The organism is Vibrio gigantis (assembly GCF_024347515.1).
GTDB lineage: Bacteria > Pseudomonadota > Gammaproteobacteria > Enterobacterales > Vibrionaceae > Vibrio > Vibrio gigantis.
This window is the reverse complement of record NZ_AP025492.1, coordinates 1,814,176-1,839,382: the sequence shown is the minus strand read 5'-3', so window position 1 is coordinate 1,839,382 and position 25,207 is coordinate 1,814,176. Positions and strand designations below refer to the sequence as shown.

Below are 25,207 nucleotides of genomic sequence, written 5' to 3'. Positions count from 1 at the left end.
CAAAAAAGGGCCGAAAGGCCCTTTTTAATGCGTCTATTTTGCTATAGAAGCTTGATTCTAAGGTGCTAAAATTAAAGCACCTTACAAGCGAAGCCTTTTAGGTAGAAACCTTCTGGATAGGCAGTGTCCGTTAGGTGGTCGGCAGCTTGCTCAAAGCGCTCGACGAATTTAACAGTGCGGCCTGCATCTAGTGCTGCGTCGGCGATGATCTTTTGGAACAAATCTGTGCCCATTAAGCCTGAGCAAGAGTAGGTGAGTAGAGTGCCACCTGGTTTTAGGATTTGCATCGCAAGCATGTTAACGTCTTTGTAGCCGTTAGCACCTGAAGTTAAGTTGTTCTTGCTTGAAACAAACTTTGGTGGATCCATGATCACTACGTCAAACTTAGTGCCTTGGTCACGGTATTCGCGAAGTAGTTTGAATACGTCAGCGTTTAGGAATACTGCGCGCTTTTTCGAGATATCAAACTCGTTAAGTTCAGCGTTGAGCTTAGCTGTATCAAGAGCTAGTTGAGATACATCTGCGTTGATCACACGCTTTGCATCACCTTTCAGCGCGTAAAGACCAAAACCACCCGTGTATGAAAAACAGTTAAGGACATCTTTACCTTTAACGTACTTCATAGATTCTTTGCGGCTATCACGCTGATCCATGTAAAAGCCCGTTTTGTGGCCTTCCATAATGTTCACGCTGATTTTAACGCCATTCTCTTCAATCACGATAGATTTTGGTGGCTCTTCACCGTGAAGAACGCCGACAACTTGTTCTAGGCCTTCTTTTTTACGAACTGCTACATCTGAACGCTCGTAGATGTTGCAGCCAGGGAAGCACTCGATTAATGCTTCAACCAATACGCTTTTGTTAAACTCAGCGCCAGCACTTAGTAGTTGGCAAACAAGGAAGTCTTGATACTTGTCGATAGTGATGCCTGGCAGGCCATCAGACTCTGCTGCGCTAAGGCGGTAGCCGGTAAGGCCGTCACGCTCAATGATGTCTTCACGTAAAGATTTTGCGTCTTGAATTCGTTTTACGAAGAACGCCTTGTTGATTTCTTCTTTTTCAAATGTCCAAACACGAGCTCGAATTTGAGATTCTGGTGAGTAAGCCGCTTTTGCAAGCCACTGACCATTTTGAGCATATACGTCTACAGTTTCACCTTGTTTTGGTTCGCCTTCGACCTTATCGATACCGCGAGAAAATACCCAAGGGTGTTTGCGGCGTAGTGATTTATCTCGGCCTTTAGCTAGATGAATTGAAGGAGTCATAATTTACTCTGTTTGTTGAATTTGAAGGAGGGGTATTGTCGGGGAAGTACAGGTGAAAAGCAAATAAGAAAGGGCTGCAGAAGCAGCCCTAGTAATGATTAACTAATACATATTGGTTAGTTACCAGTATTAAGCTTTAAGACCTGTTAGCAAACCTTCCATCGTATCGCTTTGTTTACGAAGTTGGTCAACATTTGAATTACTCTTACTGATCATCTCGCAGATATTATCTGATTGATGGCGAATCTCTTCGACACTTTGTGCAATGCTATCAGCTACTACGCCTTGTTCTTCAGCCGCGGTGGCAATTTGAGTACTGCTATCAGAAATAGACTGGTTCTTTTCAGCTAGTGAACCAATCTCAACGTTCACTTCCGACATCAGTGTTTGGCCTTCATTAGCATTGTTCACCGTTACTTCCATTAGTTTGGTCAGTGATTGGCTGTTACGTTGTAATGACTCAATCATGCTTTGGATTTCAACTGTCGCCTGTTGAGTACGACCAGCAAGGGCTCGAACTTCATCGGCAACAACAGCAAATCCGCGACCTTGCTCACCAGCACGTGCAGCTTCAATGGCAGCATTCAGTGCTAATAGGTTAGTCTGCTCCGAGATACCATTAATGGTTGCAACCACCTCATCGATCTGCGCCGCGTTGGCATCGAGCTCTTCTACTGCTTGTGAAGCGGATTGGATCTCTTGAGATAGGCTAGAGATAGACTGCAATGTATTTGACACCTTGACTTGACCACTCTGAGCAACGCCACGAGCGTCCATTGTTTGTGAGCTAGACTCATGAGCAAGGTTAGCGACTTCGCGAATCGTAGCTGCCATTTGTTCGGTTGCGCTCGCGAGGCTATTCAGGTGCTCTTGTTGATTACCTGAAATGTCTGAGCTTTGTTGTGTCGATTGGTTTAAGTCTGAGCTGATCTGCTGCATGAGAGCGACAGACTCTTGGATTGAGAGAACCATATTTTGTTCACGCTCGGCGACTTTATCGATTGTAATAGCGATTTCACTGAATTCGTCGCGTACTAAGAAGTAGTTCATGCGGCAAGTTAAGTCTCCATTCGCTAGGGTGTTTAAGGCTTTGTTCATAGAGAACATCGCACCACCGATGAAGGTCATGATGTAGTAAACGCCAAGCGCAATAAGTGTTAGCGTCACAGCGATGATAGAAACTTGAGTGGTTGACAGAGCAGACCAAAGATTTTGGTCATGATTGGCAACTAGGCTGAATGCACCATTCATAACTGAAACAGAACCAGCACCGTAGCCTAAAGAGATGGTTTCAGAGCTGCTGACAAGCTGAGCAACTTGGTCTTTAGTCAATTGACCCGCTTCGATAAGCCCTTTCATCAGGAGCATTTCTTCTTGATAAAGATGAGCAAGCAAAGAGTCCGCGGCACTATCTAAAACGAGAGTTAATATAACCAGGGCTATAAGAGGCAATAAGAAGAGTAGATAGAACTTTTCTTGGATTTTTAGGTGAATGAGATATTTGTCAATCCAACGAAATGGGATTTCTTTCATAATCGTTATACTCGAAGTAAGTCCACCAATAAGTGGTGAATGAATAGAGGCTCAACTATATCATTCATACAATTTATGAGGCAACGTTATGGAAAGTTCACAATATATTTTTGTCGTGTCAGGCGTAGTTCAGTGTGTTGGCTTTCGTTATCACACCAGCAGACAAGCGCAAGCTATGGGTCTTTCAGGCTATGCGAAGAACTTAAATGATGGTCGAGTTGAAGTGTTAGCTGTCGGAGAAAGTCAGCAAATAGAGAAGTTACATGCTTGGCTTAATATTGGCCCTTCGAGCGCAACAGTAGATAAGGTCATGATGCAACAAGTTAAAGATAGTGAGCGCCAGGACGTTCGCGTAGGGGTGTTCAAAATACTGTAGTTATAGGCACTACAGTATTTATGTCGAGCGTAATTTAATAGTTTAAGGCGGGTTTGTATTTACAAGCATTTCGCTGGTTTTGGTAGACCTGCGAGTTTAGTCGCTTGTTTAGCTGGGCCTTCCTTGAATAACTTGAATAGGTACTTGCTGTTGCCTTTTTCTGGGCCGTGTGCTTTTTCCATTGCTTTTACTAGCATGCGAACTGCTGGAGAGGTGTTGAACTCTTCGTAAAAGCTCCTTACAAAATGTACGACTTCTAAGTGCGCATCCGTAAGTTCAATAGCTTCGTCTTGAGCAAGAATTTCAATCATACCTTCTTCCCATTGCGTGTAATCCAATAGGTAGCCTTGAGCGTCGGTTTCGATTTGCTTGCCGTTATATTCAAACATGTTTAATCCAGAATCCAATTAACTATGCGGATAGGGTACATGACCAAGTTTACTTTTCTCAATAGATTTATAACGATCTCAAGAAATATTGTAGCTATCTAAAGAATTCTGGTGCGGATAGATACAAAAAAGCCCAAGAGCTACGCTCTTGGGCTAGATATTATCCAGTTATGGGGGCGATTAGTCGTCGCTACCCATGATGCCTAGAATGCTTAGTAGGCTGATGAAGATGTTGTAGATTGATACGTACAAGCTAATCGTTGCAGAGATGTAGTTAGTTTCACCGCCACGAATGATGTTTTGCGTTGTAAGCAAGATAACACCAGTCGAGAATAGGATGAACATCCCGCTCATTGCCAATGATAGTATAGGCATTTGTAGGAAGATGTTTGCAACCATACCTACAAGTAGTACAACGAAGCCAGCTAGTAGCATGCCGTTAAGGAATGACAGGTCACGCTTAGTTGTTAGTGCGTAAGCTGAAGCACCCATAAACGCCAGTGCCGTACCGCCAAGTGCAGTTAGGATGACATCACCCATGCCTGCGCCAACGTACATGTTTAAGATTGGACCAATGGTGTAGCCTAAGAAACCTGTGAACAGGAACGTAAAGACTAGACCCATGCTGTTGTCACGGTTCTTTTCAGTTAAGAAAAGTAGGCCGTAAAAGCCAACTAGCATGATGATAAGACCAGGACGAGGAAGGTTCATCGCCATAGATACGCCTGCTACAACAGCAGACCAAAGTAGTGTCATAGACAGTAGAGCGTAGGTGTTACGCAACACTTTATTGGTTTGCAGAGCACTTTCTTGAGATGCTGTGCGTGAAAACATAGGGCTGTTCATAATCTTCCTCGTAAGGTGACTTCAATAGTTATTAGTACATTTATGGGGGTGAAAGTTCGAAAAATCAAGTCTTTCATTCCTCTTGTATACATAAAATAATAATCAAAATAGTCGGTTAAGTGTTTCTGAAGGTGTAACAAAGTATTTCTTTAGACTGTAATTAAGTATAGCTAAGTACGATGTTCACCCTTTGGTCGATCTATTCAGTTACTTAAAACTTTAAAAACTATCTATAGCTTTGAAAAATAAAGAGGCGACCTAAGCCGCCTCTGTAGTTTATGCATCATAACACATTAATGGTGTAAGATTTGGCTTAAGAAGTTCTGCGTTCTGTCTGATTGTGGGTTTTCAAAGAAGTCGACAGGGTTGTTCTCTTCTATGATTTCACCCGCATCCATGAAGATAACGCGATCCGCGACCTCTTTAGCAAAGCCCATCTCGTGCGTTACACAGAGCATCGTCATGCCTTCTTCTGCAAGCTCAACCATCACGTCTAACACCTCACGAACCATTTCTGGATCAAGTGCCGACGTTGGTTCATCAAACAGCATCACTTGAGGGTTCATACACAAAGAGCGGGCGATAGCTACACGCTGTTGCTGACCACCTGAAAGCTGACCTGGAAACTTGTCCGCTTGCTCAGGGATTTTCACACGCTCTAGGTATTTCATTGCAATCGCTTCAGCTTCTTCTTTTGGCATCTTTTTTACCCAAATTGGTGCCAGAGTACAGTTTTCTAATACCGTAAGATGCGGGAACAGGTTGAAGTGCTGGAAACACATGCCAACATCTCGGCGAACCGCTTCGATGTTCTTGAGGTCTTCTGTCAGTTCATTTCCTGAAACGAAGATATGACCTTTTTGGTGCTCTTCTAGTCTGTTGATACAACGAATCATCGTTGATTTTCCTGAGCCAGAAGGGCCACAGATAACGATTTTCTCGCCTTTTTTAACTTCTAGGTTGATGTTCTTAAGCACGTGAAACTCACCGTACCACTTGTTCATGTCTTTAAGTTCAATCATCAACTCTTGCGATTCTGGGTTTAGTTGTTGCGTCATAATACGTCCTTGATCTTATTAACTATCGTTTGTGACCGGTGTGAAGTCTGTTTTCTAGCCATATCGAGTACCTCGACATGCCAAAACAGAACACCCAGAACACTAACGCGACAAATACATAACTTTCTGTTGCGAAGCCTAACCACTCAGGGTCGGTATTCGCTGCTTGGCCAATACCCAACACATCAAACATACCGATGATAAGTACAAGACTGGTGTCTTTAAATAGGCCAATGAATGTGTTCACGATTGATGGAATCGTTATTTTCAACGCTTGAGGAAGAATAATCAGCCCCATCTTTTTCCAATAGGTTAGACCCAGAGCATCTGCTGCTTCGTATTGGCCTTTAGGTATCGCTTGTAGACCGCCACGAATAACCTCCGCCATATAAGCTGCACTAAACAACACCACACCAACAAGAGCACGGATTAGCTTATCGGTTTCAGACCCTGCAGCTAGGAATAGAGGTAACATTACCGACGCCATGAACAGCACAGTAATAAGAGGAACGCCACGCCAGATTTCGATATACACAGTACAGATACTGCGAATGATCGGCATCTCTGAACGACGTCCAAGTGCAAGAGCAACACCGATAGGAAGCGAAACCACAATACCAACTAACGCGATGATCAGCGTAACCAGTAGTCCGCCCCATTTATGGGTATCAACAACCTCTAAGCCAAATACACCGCCGTATAACAAACCAGCAATTAGAAATGGGTAGATGTTTACGAAGAACAACCAAATCCACGTGCGCTTAGGTGTTTTTTCATAAGCCAATAAAGCGACGAAAATGGCTAACGTTGCGTAGAAAAGGCGAGGGCGCCACAGCTCAGCTTCAGGGTAGAAGCCATACATGAACTGATCCCAACGAACGCTGATGAATACCCAGCACGCACCGTCACTCGTACATGCATCACGAGTCGTACCGACCCAGTCTGCATTCAAGAATGCCCAGTCAAAGGTTGCCCAAAGTAATGAGAATGCGATGTAACCTAAAATCAGTGTTACTACGCTGTTAATAGGGCCGTTAAAGAGATTTTTCCTTAACCAGCCAACCATACCTACCGTGTTAGCGGGAGGCGGAAGATCAGGTTGAAATTGATGTGTGCTCATATTATCTCTCCACCAATGCGACTTTACGGTTATAGATATTCATTAACGCGGAGGTCAATAAGCTCAGAGTTAGGTATACGCCCATGGTCATAGCAATGATTTCAATCGCTTGACCTGTTTGGTTAAGCGTTGTGCCTGCGAATACTGAAACTAGGTCAGGGTAACCAATCGCCATTGCTAGCGACGAGTTCTTGGTTAAGTTTAAGTATTGACTCGTAAGCGGTGGAATGATGATACGTAAAGCTTGCGGGATAATAACCAGCTTAAGTGTGCGAGATCGTGGCAGCCCCAAAGACATTGCAGCCTCTGTTTGACCATGGTTCACCGCATTAATACCCGAACGAACGATCTCTGCAATGAAAGATGCCGTATAGATACTGAGAGCTAACACAAGGGCTGCAAGCTCAGGGATGATGCTGATGCCGCCTTTAAAGTTAAAGCCTTTCAGAGCAGGGTATTCAGCCGAAATAGGCATACCCATAACAAAATAAACAACCAGAGGTAAACCAAGGATCAAACTAGCAGCGATGCGAAACATGGGTGTTTGTTGCCCAGTCAATTTCTGTTTGTTGTTAGCCCAAATATTGATGATCACAGTGGCGATAATACCGATGATCAATGCAGCAACAACGAAGCTACTTCCTTGCTCTAAAACAGGAGCCGGGAAATATAAGCCACGAACATTCAAGAAGATGGCTTCACCCAGACTCAGACTTTGACGAGCTGATGGTAGAGCTTGAAGAACGGCGAAATACCAAAAGAAAATTTGAAGTAATAGAGGGATATTTCGGAAGATTTCAATGTAAACCGCTGCACATCGGCTAACCAACCAGTTGGAAGATAATCGAGCGATACCCATACTGAAGCCAAGAACGGTGGCTAAAATAATACCTAGCACTGAAACTAGGGCGGTATTTAATAAGCCGACAACAAACGTTCGACCATAAGAGAAGGTTTCGTCATATTCAACGAGAGTTAATCCGATACCAAACCCGGCTTCTTGACTTAGAAAGTCAAAACCAGTGGCAATGCCTCGGGCATCAAGGTTGGTAAGGGCATTATTTACGATGGTGTAGAAGAAAGCGCCGAGTGCTCCGATGGCGATGATCTGAAAAACAACAGATCGGAAAGTCGGGTTGTATAATAGGTTGGCACTTTTTGCTTCAGGCTTTTCCTGGGAAGGAGTAAGAGTGTTGTTAGGTTTCATACTGCAATAACCTCAAATCCATTTAACAGTTAGGGCGGAAAAACCGCCCTAAATCGTGTTACTCAAATATTCATTTTCTGTTTGTTGCTACCACACAACATGTGCGTGATAGCAACGGCTACGAACAAGTAATCACGTAGGTGCTATTAACGGATTGGTGGAGCGTACATAAAGCCGCCCGCATTCCATAATGCATTTACACCACGAGAGATTTGAAGTGGAGAACCTGTACCAACAGTACGTTCAAAACTCTCACCGTAGTTACCAACTTGCTTAATTACTTGGTAACCCCAGTCGTCACGAATGCCAAGGCCTTTACCTTTAGGACCGTCTACACCAAGAATACGCTTGATGTTTGGATCTTTTGACTTAAGCATTTCGTCCGCGTTTTTAGAAGAGATTCCGTATTCTTCCGCGTTAATCATTGCTGAAAGAGTCCATTTAGCAACGTTAAACCACTTATCATCATCTTGACGAACAACAGGGCCTAAAGGTTCTTTAGAGATGATTTCAGGAAGTACTTGTGCAGATTTAGGATCCGCTAGGTTTAGGCGAAGTGCGTATAGACCAGATTGGTCGGTAGTTAGCACGTCACAACGACCTGCGTCGAAACCTTTAGATGTTTGTGCTGCCGTATCGAATACCACTGGCTTGTAAGACATGCCACTGTTACGGAAGTAATCGGCTAGGTTAAGTTCAGTCGTTGTACCTGATTGAACACATACAGAAGCGCCATCAAGTTCTTGAGCACTTGTCAGGCCAAGTTCTTTTTTAACCATGAAGCCTTGGCCATCGTAGTAGTTAACGCCTACGAAGTTCAGACCTAGAGCAGTGTCACGATGTAGCGTCCATGTTGTGTTACGAGACAGTACGTCGATTTCGCCAGATTGAAGCGCAGTAAAACGCTCTTTTGCTGTTAGAGGTACATACTTAACTTTAGTCTTGTCACCGAGTACAGCCGCTGCAAGAGCCTGACAATACTCAACATCAATTCCTTCCCATTCACCTTTTGAGTTAGGGTTAGAGAACCCTGGAAGACCGGTACTTACCCCACAAGTTAGAAAACCTTGAGATGTGACTTTGTCCAGAGTGCTTTCTGCCGCTGATGCCGATGTTGCCATCATCGCAGTTGATGCAGCTACTACTGAAGCAAGAAGTGTTAGTTTATTTGTCATTTGTATCCTTCCTTGTTAACCAGGTGACACCTGATACTCGTGCTCGTTTGAGTTTCTTTTGTGTGTTGCGTTTTCTATGACCTTGTTGCTCAAATTAAACGAGTTGCATTTTGCAAATGAAACTGTGTGCGATTTAAACAACTGTTTATAAGGTTAGGAAAGGATCCGTAGTTTCACAAATGTATAATTTAAAAAGAATTTTGAATGAAATCACAAATCCGAACACAATTAGAATGACCAAATGTTAACTGAATGTAAATAGTGCAGCGGTTCACACTGTTGGTGCAACGAGATTTAGAGTTTTATATTGATAATCGAATAGATATATATTCTGAATGAATGTCACGCTGGTGGAGCATTACCCTTAAAAAAGATTGAAATTTGGTCAATAAATATTTTTATTACACTTCGATAGTTATGAATATGCTCCAAATTTGGTAGCATGGCTGAATAGTTATTGAAGTAGTCTCAAGGAAGAACATGCGTTATTTCCCAATGTTTTTGGATGTAGAGAATAAGCCAATCTTGGTGGTTGGTGGGGGTGAGGTTGCTTGCCGTAAAGTCGACAGCTTGCTACGAGCTGGGGCTGATGTGACTTTGGTGTCTCCCAAGGTAGCACCGTACTTAAAGCAGCTTGTCGATGATCACAAACTTCACTGGGTGCAAAACTTTTACTCATCACAGATCATATCGAAAGATTACCTGCAGGTATGGGCGACAACAGACAACCCAAGTCTAAATCATCAAGTACATAATGATGCAAAAAAATTGGGTATTCTTGTCAATGTCGTCGATGATTTACCCTACTGTGACTTTATTACTCCATCAATGATTAATCGTGGAAGAATCCAAATTGCCATCTCTAGTGGTGGTGCATCTCCTGTCTTGGTAAGAAATATCAGAGAAAAACTCGAAACAGTATTGCCACAAAATATAGGTTTGATAGCAGACTTTGGTGCATCAAAACGCAATTCTATTAAAGATTCATTTCCTACCGTTGATGAACGTCGTAAGTTTTGGGAGCGCTTTTTATCATCCAGTTTTATTGAGCAGGTGACAGACAGAGAGCAGCTAGAGTCTTACTACCAGCAAGCGTTAGTGGAAGGTATTGATAGCGAAGGGCAGGTTACTTGGATTGAATTCGAGCAAGACGTTGAGTTGCTTTCCATGAAAGCTTTACGTTTAATGCAAGAGGCAGAGCTAGTGCTTTCACCGAGCAATTGCCCCTTTGAATTTGTTGACCTGTGTCGCCGAGATGCAGAGAGAGAAGGTTATGCTGATAGTGGAGAACTGTCGACCAAGCTTGAGCAAGCGAGAGCCGAGAAATTGCGAGTGTGTGTGTTTATTCCACCAGCGAGTGTTGAATTCAATTTACTGGTAGGCAAAGACCTGAAGCTGTCTTCTGCCAAGGTGTTGAGTTAAGAAGTAGGCGGTCTTCATGCTGGCGTCTAACACGCTAGTAACAACGCTTAGATAAATAAAAAGCCACTTCCGATAAAGAAGTGGCTTTTTGCTATTTTAAGTGCCGCATTAAACTGATTAGTAAGTAGCGAAAAAGAGCTGCTACAGATAGCCAGATTAATTAGTCACGGAAGTTGTCAAACTGGAAAGGTTGACCAAGTTCACCGTTACGTACAAGTGCCATAACCGCTTGTAGGTCATCACGCTTTTTGCCTGTAACACGAACTTTTTCGCCTTGGATAGCCGCTTGAACTTTAACTTTATTGTCTTTGATTAGCTTAACGATTTTCTTAGCTACATCGGTTTCAATGCCTTGCTTAAAGATAACCGTTTGGTGCCAAGTGCGACCTGTTTGGTCTGCCGCTTTCGCTTCCATCGCGTTAGGATCAACATTACGCTTTGTTAGGTTGCTGCGAAGGATATCGCGCATTTGCTTCAGTTGAAAATCGTCTTGAGCAGTCAATTTTACTGATTCATCTTTGTAATCAAAGCTTGCCTCAACGCCGCGGAAATCGAAACGAGTCGATAGTTCACGGTTTGCGTTGTCTACCGCGTTACGCAGTTCTACTGCTTCTACTTCAGAGATAATGTCAAATGATGGCATTGTGTTGTTTCCTTAAGCTAAGTTTCTATCTTTAATTGCTGTCGCAAGCATGTCTAGCATTGTTGCAGTATCTTCCCAGCTTAGGCATGGGTCAGTAATCGATTTACCATATTCTAGGTTGTTGATGTCTGTCATTGGCTGGTTGCCTTCAATAATGAAGCTTTCCGCCATGATGCCTGCAATTTGGTTCTTGTTAGATTTAATTTGCTCACAAATGTCTTGTGCAACTTCTAACTGTTTACGGTGTTGTTTCTGACAGTTAGCGTGGCTAAAGTCTACAACCAAACGTTGAGGTAGATCGAATTCAGCCAATTGCTTACATGCGGTATCTACAGATTCAGCGTCGAAGTTAGGGCCTTTATCACCACCACGTAGAATAACGTGACCGTATGGGTTGCCAGAAGTGCGGTAAACCGTCATGCGGCCATTCTTATCTGGAGAGTAAAAATAGTGTGAAGCATGGGCTGCACGAATTGCATCGATAGCAATCTTGATGTTGCCGTTGGTCGCATTCTTAAAGCCAACTGGGCAAGACAGTGCAGAAGCCATTTCACGGTGAATCTGAGATTCAGTTGTACGAGCGCCAATCGCTCCCCAAGTGATAAGGTCCGCAATGTATTGACCTGTGATCATATCAAGGAATTCGGTCGCGGTAGCTAGACCAAGCTTGTTGATATCTAGCAGAAGCTTACGGGCTTTGTTCAAGCCGGTTTCAAGTGCATATGAACCATCAAGGTTAGGATCGGTAATCAAACCCTTCCAACCTACAACCGTACGGGGCTTTTCGAAGTAAGTTCTCATTACAACGAACAGTTCATCTTTATACTGGTCCTGAATTTGACTTAGGCGCTCGGCGTAATCAAGTGCCGCATCTGTATCGTGAACAGAACAAGGACCTACGATAACTAATAAACGATTATCACGACCAGTTAAGATATCTTCGATTTGGCGGCGAGAATTTTTAATGCGCTCAGCAACGTCGTCAGTAATAGGGTGTGCATTGCCTAGTTCGGCAGGAGTTGGCATAGGACCCAGAGCTTGGGTTCTCAACTCATCAGTTTTTAATGGCATGTGATAGCTTTTTTATTCTATTGCGAAGTGGTTAAGATAACGGAATTGAACAGAGGAATAAACTCTCTTGAGTCAAAGTTATCTCAGTTATTGCTAATATTCTTATTTTTATCAGCAGGCCAGCGCCAATTAAGGGATTTTCACTTGTATTAACAGGCAGCTATCGGTATTTTCGTTTGAACACAACATAAAAATGCTGGAGCAGCAATGACTCAAGAAAATCAAAGCACTTTGCACCCAGAACTTGTCTTAGGTGATGTGCTGCCTTCTTACAACGATAATAATAATTCCAACCACTTATACGTTTCATTATCAGAATTGGTGATGGATCGTGTCTTTTACCACCCAAGTGTCGAAAGTCACTTAGATACACTGACCGATATTGAAAAAACGTCTTTAAATGCGATCCTTGGCGATAAAACGGTCGATGAGCATTTTGTTTCGACCTTAGTGATTGCGATCCAAGCTGCCGTTCAGCCAAATCACGCTTCTGTTCGTATCGCATTAAGCAGTGCTGACAGCTATGGCTTCCGTTCGCTACTTGGCGGGAACTGTGAAACTGAAGAAGTTAACCCAGCGCTAGGCGTTCGTGGTGTTGCTCGCTACGCAACTCCAGAGTACAGCAAGGCTTTCGCTCTAGAGTGTCAGGTCATTAAAACGTTGCGAGAGCAGGGTATTAACGTTGAAGTGGTTGTGCCGTATGTACGAGCATTGAGCGATGCCGCTAAGATTATTGATCTGCTTGCCGAGCAAGGCTTACCGCGTGGCCTTAATGGTTTGAAAGTACTGTTCTCGTGTGATGTACCATCTGCCGTTCTACTAAGTGAACGTCTATTGCATTACTTTGATGGTGTTGTGGTGAACGTTGATAGCTTGGCGTCTTTCACTTTAGGCGTAGATAAGCAAAATGAAGCTCAGCTACACGCTTTTGATCCTCAAAACGAGGCTGTTATTACCTTGTTGGATATGATTGTTAAGGCAACGCTGCATGCGAAGAAGCCAGTACTATTAGTAACTCAAGGCTTGGTGGATTACCCTCGTCTACAAGGTTATATTGCTGATCTTGACGGTGTACAAACAGTCGTTACGGCATAAAATTAGCTTATTGTTTGATTAAATCAATTCGTAGGATAAGTAGGTCTTAAGCGCTAAAAGTCTGAGAATGAAAGAGATATCATTATGCGATGATATCTCTTTTTTGTAACATTTTTTTGACATGTTCATTGCTAATCGATTAACTGGTCTGATGACTGATTTGACTAGGTAACCCGAATGTTGACCCCTCTACAAAAAGCAAATTTCTACTTGAGCATGTTTGGTTTTTTCAAAGTGCCTCTGATCTGGTTATGTAGACCAAAATTGCTCGCACTGGATAACCAACATGTTGAGGTGAAGATCCCTCTAAAAAGACGAACGAAGAACCACCTTAATAGCATGTATTTTGGTGTGTTGGCTGTGGGTGCTGATGTAGCGGGTGGCTTTCTTGCGATGAGTAAGTCGCAACAGCAAGGTGAAAAGATTTCGTTGGCATTCAAAGAGGTGACGGGCAATTTCTTAAAGCGTCCGGAAGGCGATGTGCATTTCACTTGTAACGATGGTGAGTTGATCAACACTATGCTGGCAGAAACCATGTCTACTGGGGAGCGAGTCAATCAACCTGTAACCATTATCGCAACTTGCCCATCTTTGCATGGTGATGAGCCGATGGCTGAGTTCACGCTAACGCTTTCAATTAAGAAAGTCCCATCTAGAAAATAGCTTGAAAGAGGCTGGGTATTTTAGAATCAGTGGCAAGAGCGGTATGTGAATTGAATATACACATACCGCAATCAAGGTTAAGACTCTTGAGTGATTTGCTCAATGTCCACGATCTTTGAACGGTTCATTACAATTTTCCAACGGTAGTAAGTTGGTTTGTTATCGTGATTATTTTCTTTAATGATCAGGTTGAGCAAGTGGCGCTTTTCTACTGATTCTCGGCTAACTTGCCCTTCATTCAAGCGATAGATCTTATTTGACCCCTTATCCATCAATCGTGTCAGTGCTCTTAGGCTGATAGATAACGTTTCACGGGTCTCTTCATAACCACTCATAAATGTCGATGTCGACATCTCTGTATGTGAACGATAGTGTAAGACTTGCTCTTCACGTTGAACCACACGTTTCTTGCGTATTGATTGAATACGGTCTGCTAACTTAGAAAAATTCGCGTAGTCCAACCATTCCAGTTTATGGCCTACTGACTTGTTGGTCGTTGGGTCATAGTAACGACGCTTCCATTTAGGTTTGCCTTTACGCAGCCAGCGCCAAAGAATGTCTCTCAAATCGTCTTTGAAAATCTCACGCAATGCGTAGATAAATGACATCGATACGATGAAAGATGCCGTAATCTCACCTAAGAAATCACGGGCCAATATGACAGTTGTGGTCACGACCACCATAACTAAGCCAGTTGCGATACCTTTCACTGCTCGTTTAACGTTTTTACCCATCGAGGTGGTCTTTTCTTTAAGCACGATAGGGTGTTCAATCAAACGTCGCAGTAGTCGCATCTTGTTACTCAAACGGGTTACGTCTTCTCGAACTTTAGCTGAGTTGTAGCGGTTGAGTTTACGGTGGGCGGTTTCCTTATCACAGAGAGTTAAGAGACGCTCTTTAATTGTGGAATATTCGCTGCCACGTGGCATATGAGATACAAGCGATAAGAACTTTTGCTCAGTGTACCAAGATAGGTAGTTATCAATATTTGCGTAGTAGCGTTTTAGGTTCTCTTCATAAGGAATACTACGACGAAGCTTTTTCAAAATGTCTAACGCGAGCTCAATGACTTCATCCACTTCATCAGCGGTTACGTCGTCACTATCATTTTTATTAAGGCTGCTTACTGCTTTGTCTAACGCGATAACATATTGGTAGGCGAATAAGCTCAAGCTTACACGGTATTGAGTGGTAGACAGTCGTCCACGTTTTGCCAAACGGCTGTGTACCAATGGCAGTAGTGTTTTATCACTGTAATACGCACGTTTTTGAGTGATCGAGCTGTAGAAAAATGCGCTTTCAGAAAGCACTTCAGGAGTCAGTCCAAGTTCACCGGGAATGAATAGATAAACGTCCATGTCGAGCTTTTTTGTTTTAGCCATGGCATGGTTAATTTTAAGTGTTATCGCATCTTGTTTATCAACGGTGATCAACGATGGCTCCTAGAATGTAAAAATATGAATGAAACTAGCGAAAGCATATCAGAGATCACGTATAATCTCCGCCAAATTTAAAGTAGAGACAATCTTGATGATTAATATTGGTCAAATAAACAACTTAGAAGTAGTAAAACAAGCAGACTTCGGTGTATTCCTTGACGCTAGCGACTATGGAACCGTGTTGCTGCCGAAACGATTTACTCCTGAAGGTGTTGAAATTGGTCAAAAGTTAGATGTTTTCTTATACATTGATTCCGACAACCAGATCGCTGCAACGACTGAAAAACCGATTGCTCAAGTAGGGCAGTTTGGCTTGATGACCGTTGAAGGTGTAAACAGCACTGGTGCATTCATGAATTGGGGCGTGAAAGGTAAAGACTTACTGGTTCCTTTCAGCGAGCAACGTGGCCGTTTAAACGAAGGTCAGTCAATCTTAGTATATGTGTATATTGATAAAGCATCTAGCCGCATTGTAGGTACAACAAAGTTCAACAAGTGGTTAGACAACACGCCTGCGACTTATAAGCAAAACGAGCAAGTGGATCTTATCATTGCTGAACGTAGCCAATTGGGTTACAAAGCAATCGTAAATGGCGAGCACTGGGGTATGATTTTCCCATCTGATATCATCGGTAAGCTGTTCATCGGTAAAACACTGAAAGGTTACATTAAAAATGTTCGTGAAGAAGACGGTAAGATTGACCTGTCTCTTCAGAAGATTGGTGTAGCTAAGATGGATGACCTAAGTACTAAGGTTCTAGACTTGCTTGAAAAGAAAGGTGGCTTCTTGCCACTGAATGATAAATCTTCACCGGATGCTATTTTCTCTGCATTCAGAACCAGTAAAGGTACTTTCAAGAAAACAATTGGTGGTTTGTACAAATCTGGCAAGATCACTATCGACAAAGAAGGCATCAGCTTAGTTAAATAAGCGAACCTGTCGGTCAAAAAAAAGCCCAAACCTTCCTGTTTGGGCTTAGGGGAAAGGGCTCCGAAGAGCCTACGCTAATCGTTTTAGTTTTTGACTATTAGATTGAAGTCTAGTTTATATTTCCCAAAGTGCGATTTTTCTCATTGGAAATAGTGACTTGAATTGACATTTATGTAATTAGTTGTTGATTTAAAAGTGCTCACTCATAGAACTGCATGGCGATAGAATAGAAAAAGCCCAAACAATTAACGTTGTTTGGGCTTTTTGTTTATCAATATGTATCCAGCGCGAGAGCTTTTAGAAAAGGTTTTTATCGCGCACTAGTTCTCGTGGTAAACCGTTCTTAACTCGGTTGCCAACCCACTTACCAAGGCCGATGATTGCACCATTGTACTTCACTAGTACTTCTCCTTTGCCTGACAAGCCTTCTGGACGAACATCTCGTCCCATGAACCATTCACGAGCATCGTCAATACTGAGTTCTACAACATTAGCTTCATTGCCTGTTGCGAGCGTCGTCGCAACTTGGTGCTGCCAGCGATAACCTTTTTTATGGGTTTCTGCGATCTTGATGCCCATACGAGAGAAACGGAACTCACCGATCATCGGCTCTAGCGCTTCTGGAAATAGCCAAACGTCTTTGTCTCGAGTCCATACCTGAGTGTCACTTGGTAATTCGATATCTAGTGCGCTTAGAAGCTGTTCAGCGACTTCTTGATGAGTTTTCTTTGATAATTTTTCAAATGGGAATTTACCCATACGCTTTTTAACTTCTGGTGGTGTCACAGACGCTAGTTTTCTGATACGAGCAACGAAGAAACCTTCAGAGTCATACACCTGTGGGAAGATATGAAGGAAACCTTCCTCTGTCGTTGTCGCTTTAGCGTCTTCAAACAGTGATTCTAGAGATTCAAATTCAACCGCGTCACCAAAGGTCTCTTTTAGGTGATGACACACTTGTTGGTTCTCTTCCGTGCTTAGGGTGCACGTTGAGTAAACCAGAACACCATTAGGTTTGAGAGCATGGAATGCACTTTCGATGAGGTCTTTTTGAGTGTCTGCAATATCGACTACAGATTGATACGTCCAGTTCTTCATCGCATCAGCGTCTTTACGAATGGTACCTTCGCCTGAGCAGGGCGCGTCTAGCAGCACAGCATCAAACTGTTCAGGTAGCCATCCACCGAAAACTCGCCCATCAAAGTTACTCAATGCGGCATTGCGAACGCCACAACGTTCAATGTTAGCGTGAAGGACTTTCACTCGGCTTGCTGCGTATTCATTGGCAACCAACACACCGCTGTTGTTCATTAGAGCAGCGATTTGCGTTGTTTTAGAACCAGGAGCCGCTGCTGTGTCTAACACAGCTTGGTAATTAGCTTCGCCTTGGAAAAGTGCCGAAGGTGGCATCATAGAACTGGCTTCTTGGATGTAAAAAAGACCAGACATGTGCTCCGCCGTATTACCTAATGGCGTTTCACTTTCGTCAGCCGTAATCCAAAAGCCCGATTCACACCAAGGTACAGGCTCCAGTTCCCAACCTTTTTCTTTTGCTCGCACTAGGAAGTCTTCAACACTGATTTTCAATGTGTTGATTCGAATACTTTTACGAAGTGGTTTTTGGCATGACGCGACAAAAGAAGCCATATCTAGATGGCTAGGCATGATTGTTTCAATGTGCGTTAGGAATTCTTCAGGAATATATACGTTAGCGTGCAAAAGAGTATCTCGATTTATTGCATTAATGCGTGGAGTTTAAAGCAAAATGAGGCCGTCCTAAACCATATTTGCAGCAAACAACAAAAATGCAGCCTAATGGCTGCATTTTGATGAAGAACTAATCTTAGTGAAACGTCTGGGGATTCACTCTATGGGCGAGGAATTGCGGTTCTCCATGATTTCCACTCATCTTCAGCTTGAGGATAGAGGTAGAAAGATTGGTCTTCGCTTGCGACTGGTTGAAGTTCATTCGTCGGTGGCGTTGAGAACGTAATTCCACCTCTTAACAAACTGTCTACCGTACCTGCTTTGATGTTTGCGCCAGACAGGCCAATAGAGACATCGACGCCCGATACGTTCCAGAACACGGTGTTTGCTCGGATTAGATACGCATAGTCAGGCTCTATTTGGATCGTAGATATGATGCGGTCAGCAAATTCGCCTAGCTTAACATCAATAACACTACCGATTTCTAGTTCACGGAATAGGATTGGTGTGCCTTCAGATACTGAGCCACGCGTTTCGCTTTGCAGTTGGAATATCTTGCCTTCAGGCTGCACTGGTCCTTTGCTAAGTCTAAATTTCGTGTTTCTTTCACCTTTGCCCGGATCTACGTTGATGTGCTTAGATAGCAGCGCAGAGACGTTTTTGATGCCGTTTAGGCCGATCTCTGGTTCTGCCAACCAGAAGTGACTGTTCGCCACAGCAACTTTGTCTACGTACTCCGGTAAGATACGAGCGGTAATTTCAATGCCGCCCTTGTTAAAATTCGGAATTACCAAAGTAACTTCACCAACAGTGACACCTTGATATTTGATCGCCATGCCCTTGCTGACTTCTTGATCGCCAGAAGAGGTGATCGTGATCGCACGGCCAAACTTTCGCGCGGATTTAGAATCTTTGTAAAGCTTCCACACATCACCGAGTTTGTTGTCGATTCCCGGTAGAGAGTCAAAAGCAATACCACCTTGAATAAGGGTTTTAACCGGTGCAGCTTTAATACTGATGCCCGATAGCGACGCATCAACCTCAACGCCGGAACGGTTCCAGAAAACTGTATTTTTATTGAGTAAGTGCGTGTAACGATTTTCGATCGTGACTTTGATTCTTACACCACCGTCAGCAAGCTGAAAATCAGAAATACTACCTACTTGTAGGTTGCGGTAAAGTAGCGGGCTGCCTTTAGAAATTGAAGGCAACTCACTCGCAAATAGCGAAAGTGTTTTGGAACCAGATTGATTAAACTTGGCGATTTCTGCTAGCGACTTACTTTGGAAAAGTTGGTAGTCCGTTCTAGCTTCAGATTTACCTTCACTCACAAAGCTAATCGAGCCAGTAAGAAGCTGTTTTGCTGGTGGAACCGTGACACTTAAGCCTGATTCGGTTAGCTCTGCGGTCGCACTGCCAGTAACGAAGAATCGGTTGTGACTCTTGATAAGGTGCGCGTATTCATTATCGATAAGTGCGTCCATGAACACTTCATGTTTGTCAGAGCCGGTACCCACACCGTCAACTAGACCTACTTGGATGATAGAGCCAACGGCAATGCCTTTGTAGAGCAGTTGTGTGCCGACATCTAACCCGAACGAATTGTTTGATGTTAAGCGAATCGCAACGGATTTCTCTTGCTCCTGACTGAATTCATTTTTGCGGATCGCAGTAAATCGACGTGCTTTTTCACCTTCGCCCGGTACCAAGGTTAAAAAGTTACCTGTCACTAAGTTGGCAATGTTCTTCATGCCAGTAAGTGACAGTTCAGCCTCTTCTAAAACGAATTTACTGCCGCTATTTAAAAAGTCACTGAATGCCGGTTGGATAGCGGCAGATGCAACCACGTTTTCACGTCCTTCACTGAGCGATAAATCCGTGATTTGACCGATTTCAATGCCGCGATACATGATGGGAGCACCCGTCGCACTGATCTTGTTGTCGTCTGGAACCGCGATCTTAATAGAGATACCACGACCTGCTGTTTTCAAATCTGGGTAGAGTTTGAACTTGGTGTTCATCTCAACCGGTTCGCCTTCTCCTGGAGAGTCTACGGCGATAGAGCCACCTAATAGGGCACTTAAGCTCTCTAAGCGAACATCAACACCAGAAAAACCAATGCTTGCACCTAAACCACTGACATTCCAAAAACGGCTTTGGTCGGTAATGATGTGGCTATATTCGTCTTTGATGGACGCTTGAATAGTGACAGATTTAGCGTTGTCGTTTAATTGATAGTTGTAAACCTCGCCAATTGGGATTTTACGGTAAACGATTTGAGAACCAACAGACACGCCGCCCAGATCTTTGGTCGTCAGTGAAATATTCAAACCTTCAGAAGCCAGTAAGTCAGAAGGGGATGATTCTAACGCTTGAAAAACGGTTTCAGGTTCTTCTTTTGTTTCGCTAGGGTGAATAGCAATGTAGTTACCCGAAACAAGCGCGTCTAATCCGGAGATACCAGACAAACTCGCTGTCGGTTTTACGAGCCAGAAACGTGTGCCCTTTGAAAGTAGCTTCTTCGCTTCTGGGTAGATGTCAGCATCGACATAGATGCTCGATAGGTCTTTGGATAAAGTGATGTCGCGCACCATACCCACCTCTAAGCCTTGGTAACGAATCGTTGTTCGACCTGCAATTAAACCTGCGGCATCTGAGAAGTAAATCTGCACACGTTGCCCGGCATCGTGTATCGATTTCATGACCAACCAACCGGCTAATGCGACGGTTAATATCGGCAGAATCCACAAAGGAGAGATGCCTTTGTTTTTCCTTACTTCTGGTGAATATGATGTTTGTGATTGGTTATCGTTGTTCATTCACTGACTCATCTTTAGAGGTGTAGTTATCCCAAATTAGCCTAGGATCTAAGCTTTCCGCTGCTAGCATCGTGAGCACAACTACGACGCCAAAAGCGACTGCACCATAACCTGGTGTAAAGTTTAAAATTTGTCCACGGTCGACTAAGGTCATCATGATCGAAATAACGAACAGATCCATCACTGACCATTTTCCCACCCATTTTACAATGAAATAGATGGTCATGCGTTGTCTATGGTAAACGGCGCGCTTCATCTTGATACATATTAAGATGTAGGCAAGGCCTAGTATTTTAGCGACGGGCACGACGATACTGGCAATGAAAATGATCGCAGCGATGCCATACATATCACTATTAATCAGGGAAGCGACACCGGAAATTATTGTGTCTTCTAGCCTTTGTCCGTTAGTAATAAGGATAGAAATAGGAATGACGTTAGCGGGCACGATAGCCACGGATGCAGCAAACAGCAGAGCCCAAGTCTTCTGTATAGAGTAAGGCTTGCGGTGATATAAATCGTGGTGACAACGAACACAAGTATGACCGTCAGGCTGAGACAGGTGGCAGTTGTGACAATGAACGTTCTTACTTTCAGCAAAAGAGTAGTCAGACTCTTTTGCCCAAGCTTCCCAGTAGCGACGTACACTGATACGGCTTACCAGCAATACGCTGAAAAGCTGCAGAAGAATCAGGCCAACCAAACCAGGGCCAACAAAGATATCTGAGTAATCTTGTAGTTTAAAGCACGAGATAGCGACGCTAACTAAGAACACATCTAACATCATCCAATGCTTAAGAGTTTGGATAATGGCCAGCGAATAGCGAAACGGCGTAAACAGTCCGAAGCGAAGTGATAGGTGGCTTATAAGAACAGAAGTACAAACCAGCAGCGGTGCGATGGAGCTACAGAATAAGATTAACAAGCCAAGTAGCGGGAAGCCTTCACCCATTAAGGTAAATACACCAGATGGCAGAGTCGCAGGTATCATCACCCCAATGAGACGGATGCTAATAAAGTCGAAAAAGTGAGAAGGGATAAATAACAACAAACAAGTGACGGCGATTGCTAGGTTTCCAGACAGGCTAGGGGTGCCGCCTCTATAAAGCTGAGTGCCGCATCTTGGGCAGTAAGCGGATTTCCCTAACGGGATGTCCATTTTGTTTATGGGAAGTTCGCAGCCCTGACAAAGGCGCACTGAGCTGCTGTCGCATTGGTGTTTTGTTGATAAAGGGTTAGTTACGGATGGGGAGGTCACGCGACCTCCCAAGTTGAAACGGCAATTAGGTTTTTAAGCTGGCTTAAATACTTAGAACTAAACGGACTTAAATTCCTAGAACAATAAACATCAGGCGTGCGATTGCACACTGCCGTAGAGTGTTTGATAGAGTCCTTGTTGTTCAACCAATTCACCATGTGTTCCCGTCTGTGTGACTTGTCCATCTTCTAAAACATAGATTAGATCGGCTTGTTTCACCGCTGATAATCGATGAGCCACTATCAAAGTTGTACGATCTTTCAAAAACTCGCTCAACGCTTTATGCAGCGCTGACTCTGTTGCTGTATCGAGTGCAGATGTCGCTTCATCAAGAATAACAAACTTAGGATTGCTCAGCACCATACGGGCAATGGCAAGACGTTGTCGTTGACCACCAGACAGTCGAACGCCATTCCTACCAATTTGAGTATCTAAGCCATTACTCAGCTGTTTGATGACATCTTGCATTTGCGCGACTTCAAGCGCACGCCATAGCGACATTTCATCGTATTCAGCACCAAGGGTCAGATTATGCCTTAATGTATCGTTAAAGAGTATAGGTTGTTGTAAAACAACGGCAATTTGATTGCGTATTACATCAAAGCTGATGTCGTCGGTGGTTTCGCCGTTATAGCGAATGCAACCAGAGTCCGCTTGATAAACCCCAATTAACAACTGGATTAACGTAGATTTACCTCCGCCACTAGCCCCAACCAAAGCGACTTTCTTACCTGCTGGGATATGTAGCGAGAGCCTATTTAAAACAGTGTTTTCTAATGTGTAAGAAAATGTAACGTCTTCGATGTCGACTGTCACTTCTTGATCTTCATTAAATGGGTTCACTTTGCTAATAGGGCGCTTCTCTTCTTCCAATAGAAGAAGATCATTGATGCGGTACAGTGCTGCCTTTGCGCTATACCAAGAGAATTGAATCCCTAACAACTCTTGAACCGGGCCCAACATAAACCATAAGTAGCCAAATACCGCGAAAATCTGACCGATGGTTAAGTCACTGAACAACACCATTAGCATAGCGACAGCACGGAAAAGCTCGAAACCTAATAAAAAGAGTAGAAACGAAACTCGGCCAGCAGCTTCAGATTGCCAAGCGTACTTGTCGGCATCGATTCTTACTTGGTTTGCTTGCACCTTAAGCTCATCGAGAAAGATGCGTTCTTTATTCGCTGCACGCAGTTGGTAAATGCCATCTAAGGTTTCCACCAAACGGTTTTGGAACCGCTCGAAAGATTGGTTCTCGTACTTTTTAAGGTGTTTAACCCTGCTGCCTAGTTTACGGGAGAAATAAATCACAACAGGATTGACCAGTAAAATGAACAATCCTAAACGCCACTCTAACCACAACAGTACGATCGCGGTGCCGAACACGGTTAAGAAGCTAATTAAGAACTTAGATAGAGTCGAGCCAATGAACTTATCTATTGTCTCTATGTCTGTTATTAGGTGGGCGTTGATACCGCCGCTGCCTTTGGTTTCGTATTGTCGAATACTGATGCGGCCAAGCTTATCTATCATCTTGCTACGCATTTGATAGGTAATTGTTTTGGACACGAGCGTAAACTGGCGTCCTTGCAGAATGTTCAATGCTTGGCTAGCGGTCCGCATGATAATCACTAACAGCAAAGTCAGTGCTATATAACCAGTTGGTGTCTGTAACGATGATGGAAGTAGGTAGTTCATCATCTCTAAGCCTGAAGCAGGTTTATCAAGTAATACTTCATCAACCATTAATGGCATGAGCAACGGGATAGGGACACTAATGAGAGTTGCAAATATGGCAATAATGTTAGCAAACAGTAATTTGGACTTGTGTTTTTTTACTTGAGTTATTAACCAAGAACGGCTAATAGTGTCTTCTGAATTGTTCATTGTAATGAGAATAAGTCCTATTTAGTTTGATGGCCGCATTCTACTGCGTTCTCTTGATAATGGAAGTCTCAATTTAATTGGAAGTTAATATGAAAATAGAACATTACCAACGCTTAACCAAACAAGCCGTTGCATTAATTGAATCAGAAACCGATCTAACTGCTAATCTTGCTAATATCAGTTCTTTATTATTCATGGAATTGGATGAATTGAACTGGGCGGGTTTCTATTTAATGAAGCAGGATCAAGCTAAGGAAAAAGACGAACTTGTACTGGGTCCTTTCCAAGGTCAACCTGCTTGTGTGCGAATTCCGGTAGGGCGTGGAGTGTGTGGAACTGCGGTTGCGACGAATACAGTTCAGCGCATTCATGATGTTCATGAGTTTGAAGGTCACATCGCTTGTGACGCTGCAAGTAACTCAGAAATCGTTATTCCGTTCTCTATTGGCGGAAAAATAGCGGGTGTTCTTGATATCGACAGCCCAAATATTGGCCGTTTTTCTCAAATTGACGAGGACGGATTAACATTTTTCATGGCAGAAGTGGAAAAGCTGCTTAATTCGCACGCGAACAAGGCATAAATTATTCTCTTACTGTGGTTTTTCCCAAGCATCTCTCTATAATACGTAAAAATATTTTCTTAATGCTCGCGGAAAACCGCAAAAACCAGGAACCCACATGGAAAACACTGAAAAGTTAAAAAACAGCAAAGAAGTTATCGCATATATTGCTGAATGTTTCCCTAAATGCTTTACTTTAGAAGGTGAAGCGAAGCCACTTAAAATTGGTATTTTTCAAGATCTTGCTGAACGTCTAAATGAAGACGAAAAAGTAAGTAAGACTCAGCTTCGTGCAGCGTTAAGACAGTACACATCATCATGGCGTTACCTGCACGGCGTAAAAGCTGGTGCAGAACGTGTTGACCTAGACGGCAACGCGTGTGGCACACTAGAAGAAGAGCACGTTGAACACGCTAAAGCTACACTTGCAGAAAGCAAAGCGAAAGTTCAAGCTCGTCGTAAAGAACAAGCACAAAAAGCTCGTGAAGAAGGCAAAGCGAAACCTAAGGCGAAGAAAGCTCAACAGCCTCGTCGTCAAGCGCCTAAAGCACCAAAAGTAGAAAAGCCTGTAGAAACACGCGCTTTGAACGCTGACGAATTTATCGCTGGCAAAGAAGTAAATGTGAACATGGGTAAAGGAAACATGGCTGCGACCATTGTTGAAATCAATAAGGAAGATGTGCGTGTTCAGTTAGCAAACGGCCTACAAATGGTTGTTAAAGCGGAGCACTTGCGCGCTTAAA

Annotated in this window: 22 protein-coding genes; 7 read left to right on the top strand and 15 right to left on the bottom strand. The window is 43.4% G+C overall.

Annotated features, from left to right (window positions below; genetic code table 11):
- Nucleotides 1-71 precede the first annotated feature (71 nt).
- Nucleotides 72-1,265, bottom strand: a complete 1,194-nt coding sequence (locus OCV56_RS08380) for a class I SAM-dependent methyltransferase (protein ID WP_086711520.1) — start codon at nucleotides 1,263-1,265, stop codon at nucleotides 72-74.
- Between the two features lie 129 nt (nucleotides 1,266-1,394).
- Nucleotides 1,395-2,798 (bottom strand): methyl-accepting chemotaxis protein, encoded by a 1,404-nt coding sequence (locus OCV56_RS08375; protein WP_086711518.1) that lies wholly within the window; start codon nucleotides 2,796-2,798, stop codon nucleotides 1,395-1,397.
- 88 nt (nucleotides 2,799-2,886) lie between these two features.
- Here OCV56_RS08375 and yccX point away from each other — a divergent pair, with 88 nt between their 5' ends.
- Nucleotides 2,887-3,174 carry an acylphosphatase gene (gene yccX / locus OCV56_RS08370; protein WP_086711516.1) on the top strand — a complete coding sequence of 96 codons (288 nt, stop codon included), beginning with the start codon at nucleotides 2,887-2,889 and terminating at the stop codon, nucleotides 3,172-3,174.
- 59 nt (nucleotides 3,175-3,233) lie between these two features.
- On the opposite strand, the gene OCV56_RS08365 is transcribed toward yccX, so the two are convergent.
- The 6 genes from OCV56_RS08365 to OCV56_RS08340 all read right to left on the bottom strand — a co-directional run bounded on the left by OCV56_RS08365 (nucleotide 3,234) and on the right by OCV56_RS08340 (nucleotide 8,969).
- Nucleotides 3,234-3,563, bottom strand: a complete 330-nt coding sequence (locus OCV56_RS08365) for a TusE/DsrC/DsvC family sulfur relay protein (RefSeq protein ID WP_086711514.1) — start codon at nucleotides 3,561-3,563, stop codon at nucleotides 3,234-3,236.
- A gap of 180 nt (nucleotides 3,564-3,743) precedes the next feature.
- A complete protein-coding gene (locus OCV56_RS08360; RefSeq protein WP_086711512.1) occupies nucleotides 3,744-4,409 on the bottom strand; it encodes a Bax inhibitor-1/YccA family protein in 666 nt (221 codons plus the stop codon).
- 293 nt (nucleotides 4,410-4,702) lie between these two features.
- Entirely contained in the window at nucleotides 4,703-5,467 is a 765-nt protein-coding gene (locus OCV56_RS08355) for an amino acid ABC transporter ATP-binding protein (RefSeq protein WP_004742336.1), read from the bottom strand.
- 22 nt (nucleotides 5,468-5,489) lie between these two features.
- The gene (locus OCV56_RS08350) at nucleotides 5,490-6,587 is read right to left on the bottom strand and encodes an amino acid ABC transporter permease (protein WP_086711510.1); all 1,098 of its coding nucleotides are present in this window, start codon (nucleotides 6,585-6,587) and stop codon (nucleotides 5,490-5,492) included.
- A 1-nt stretch (nucleotide 6,588) separates the two neighbouring features.
- On the bottom strand, nucleotides 6,589-7,794 hold the full coding sequence (locus OCV56_RS08345; protein ID WP_086711508.1) for an amino acid ABC transporter permease: 1,206 nt from the start codon (nucleotides 7,792-7,794) through the stop codon (nucleotides 6,589-6,591).
- Nucleotides 7,795-7,940: 146 nt separating this feature from the next.
- Complete coding sequence (locus OCV56_RS08340) at nucleotides 7,941-8,969, bottom strand: amino acid ABC transporter substrate-binding protein (protein ID WP_004733634.1); 1,029 nt, start codon at nucleotides 8,967-8,969, stop codon at nucleotides 7,941-7,943.
- Between the two features lie 480 nt (nucleotides 8,970-9,449).
- On the opposite strand from OCV56_RS08340, the gene OCV56_RS08335 reads away from it, so the two are divergent.
- A complete protein-coding gene (locus OCV56_RS08335; protein WP_086711506.1) occupies nucleotides 9,450-10,391 on the top strand; it encodes a precorrin-2 dehydrogenase/sirohydrochlorin ferrochelatase family protein in 942 nt (313 codons plus the stop codon).
- 160 nt (nucleotides 10,392-10,551) lie between these two features.
- On the opposite strand, the gene OCV56_RS08330 is transcribed toward OCV56_RS08335, so the two are convergent.
- Nucleotides 10,552-11,034: a YajQ family cyclic di-GMP-binding protein gene (locus OCV56_RS08330; protein WP_019823223.1), complete on the bottom strand. Its 483-nt coding sequence runs from the start codon at nucleotides 11,032-11,034 to the stop codon at nucleotides 10,552-10,554.
- Between the two features lie 12 nt (nucleotides 11,035-11,046).
- Entirely contained in the window at nucleotides 11,047-12,105 is a 1,059-nt protein-coding gene (locus OCV56_RS08325) for a 3-deoxy-7-phosphoheptulonate synthase (protein ID WP_060982093.1), read from the bottom strand.
- A 207-nt stretch (nucleotides 12,106-12,312) separates the two neighbouring features.
- On the opposite strand from OCV56_RS08325, the gene OCV56_RS08320 reads away from it, so the two are divergent.
- Together OCV56_RS08320 and OCV56_RS08315 are read left to right on the top strand one after the other, a co-directional pair.
- Nucleotides 12,313-13,200 (top strand): putative PEP-binding protein, encoded by an 888-nt coding sequence (locus OCV56_RS08320; RefSeq protein WP_086711505.1) that lies wholly within the window; start codon nucleotides 12,313-12,315, stop codon nucleotides 13,198-13,200.
- A gap of 177 nt (nucleotides 13,201-13,377) precedes the next feature.
- The gene (locus OCV56_RS08315) at nucleotides 13,378-13,863 is read left to right on the top strand and encodes a PaaI family thioesterase (protein WP_017082222.1); all 486 of its coding nucleotides are present in this window, start codon (nucleotides 13,378-13,380) and stop codon (nucleotides 13,861-13,863) included.
- 77 nt (nucleotides 13,864-13,940) lie between these two features.
- Here the strand turns inward: OCV56_RS08315 and OCV56_RS08310 are convergent, their stop codons facing one another.
- Nucleotides 13,941-15,296 carry a hypothetical protein gene (locus tag OCV56_RS08310; protein ID WP_086711503.1) on the bottom strand — a complete coding sequence of 452 codons (1,356 nt, stop codon included), beginning with the start codon at nucleotides 15,294-15,296 and terminating at the stop codon, nucleotides 13,941-13,943.
- A gap of 28 nt (nucleotides 15,297-15,324) precedes the next feature.
- Between OCV56_RS08310 and OCV56_RS08305 the strand changes: the two genes are divergently transcribed.
- On the top strand, nucleotides 15,325-16,233 hold the full coding sequence (locus tag OCV56_RS08305; RefSeq protein WP_190960482.1) for a CvfB family protein: 909 nt from the start codon (nucleotides 15,325-15,327) through the stop codon (nucleotides 16,231-16,233).
- 297 nt (nucleotides 16,234-16,530) lie between these two features.
- Here OCV56_RS08305 and rsmF read toward each other — a convergent pair whose 3' ends face one another.
- From rsmF to OCV56_RS08285, 4 genes are all read right to left on the bottom strand, one after another.
- Nucleotides 16,531-17,952 (bottom strand): 16S rRNA (cytosine(1407)-C(5))-methyltransferase RsmF, encoded by a 1,422-nt coding sequence (rsmF, locus tag OCV56_RS08300; RefSeq protein WP_086711501.1) that lies wholly within the window; start codon nucleotides 17,950-17,952, stop codon nucleotides 16,531-16,533.
- Between the two features lie 149 nt (nucleotides 17,953-18,101).
- Nucleotides 18,102-20,759, bottom strand: a complete 2,658-nt coding sequence (locus OCV56_RS08295; protein WP_086711499.1) for an MlaD family protein — start codon at nucleotides 20,757-20,759, stop codon at nucleotides 18,102-18,104.
- Nucleotides 20,746-22,029: a paraquat-inducible protein A gene (locus tag OCV56_RS08290; RefSeq protein WP_086711497.1), complete on the bottom strand. Its 1,284-nt coding sequence runs from the start codon at nucleotides 22,027-22,029 to the stop codon at nucleotides 20,746-20,748. The genes OCV56_RS08295 and OCV56_RS08290 overlap by 14 nt, the downstream gene beginning before the upstream one ends.
- A gap of 78 nt (nucleotides 22,030-22,107) precedes the next feature.
- Nucleotides 22,108-23,904: an ABC transporter ATP-binding protein gene (locus OCV56_RS08285; RefSeq protein WP_086711495.1), complete on the bottom strand. Its 1,797-nt coding sequence runs from the start codon at nucleotides 23,902-23,904 to the stop codon at nucleotides 22,108-22,110.
- 89 nt (nucleotides 23,905-23,993) lie between these two features.
- Between OCV56_RS08285 and OCV56_RS08280 the strand changes: the two genes are divergently transcribed.
- Together OCV56_RS08280 and proQ are read left to right on the top strand one after the other, a co-directional pair.
- Nucleotides 23,994-24,485 (top strand): GAF domain-containing protein, encoded by a 492-nt coding sequence (locus tag OCV56_RS08280; RefSeq protein WP_086711493.1) that lies wholly within the window; start codon nucleotides 23,994-23,996, stop codon nucleotides 24,483-24,485.
- Between the two features lie 97 nt (nucleotides 24,486-24,582).
- Complete coding sequence (gene proQ / locus OCV56_RS08275; protein ID WP_017057223.1) at nucleotides 24,583-25,206, top strand: RNA chaperone ProQ; 624 nt, start codon at nucleotides 24,583-24,585, stop codon at nucleotides 25,204-25,206.
- Nucleotide 25,207: the final 1 nt, after the last annotated feature.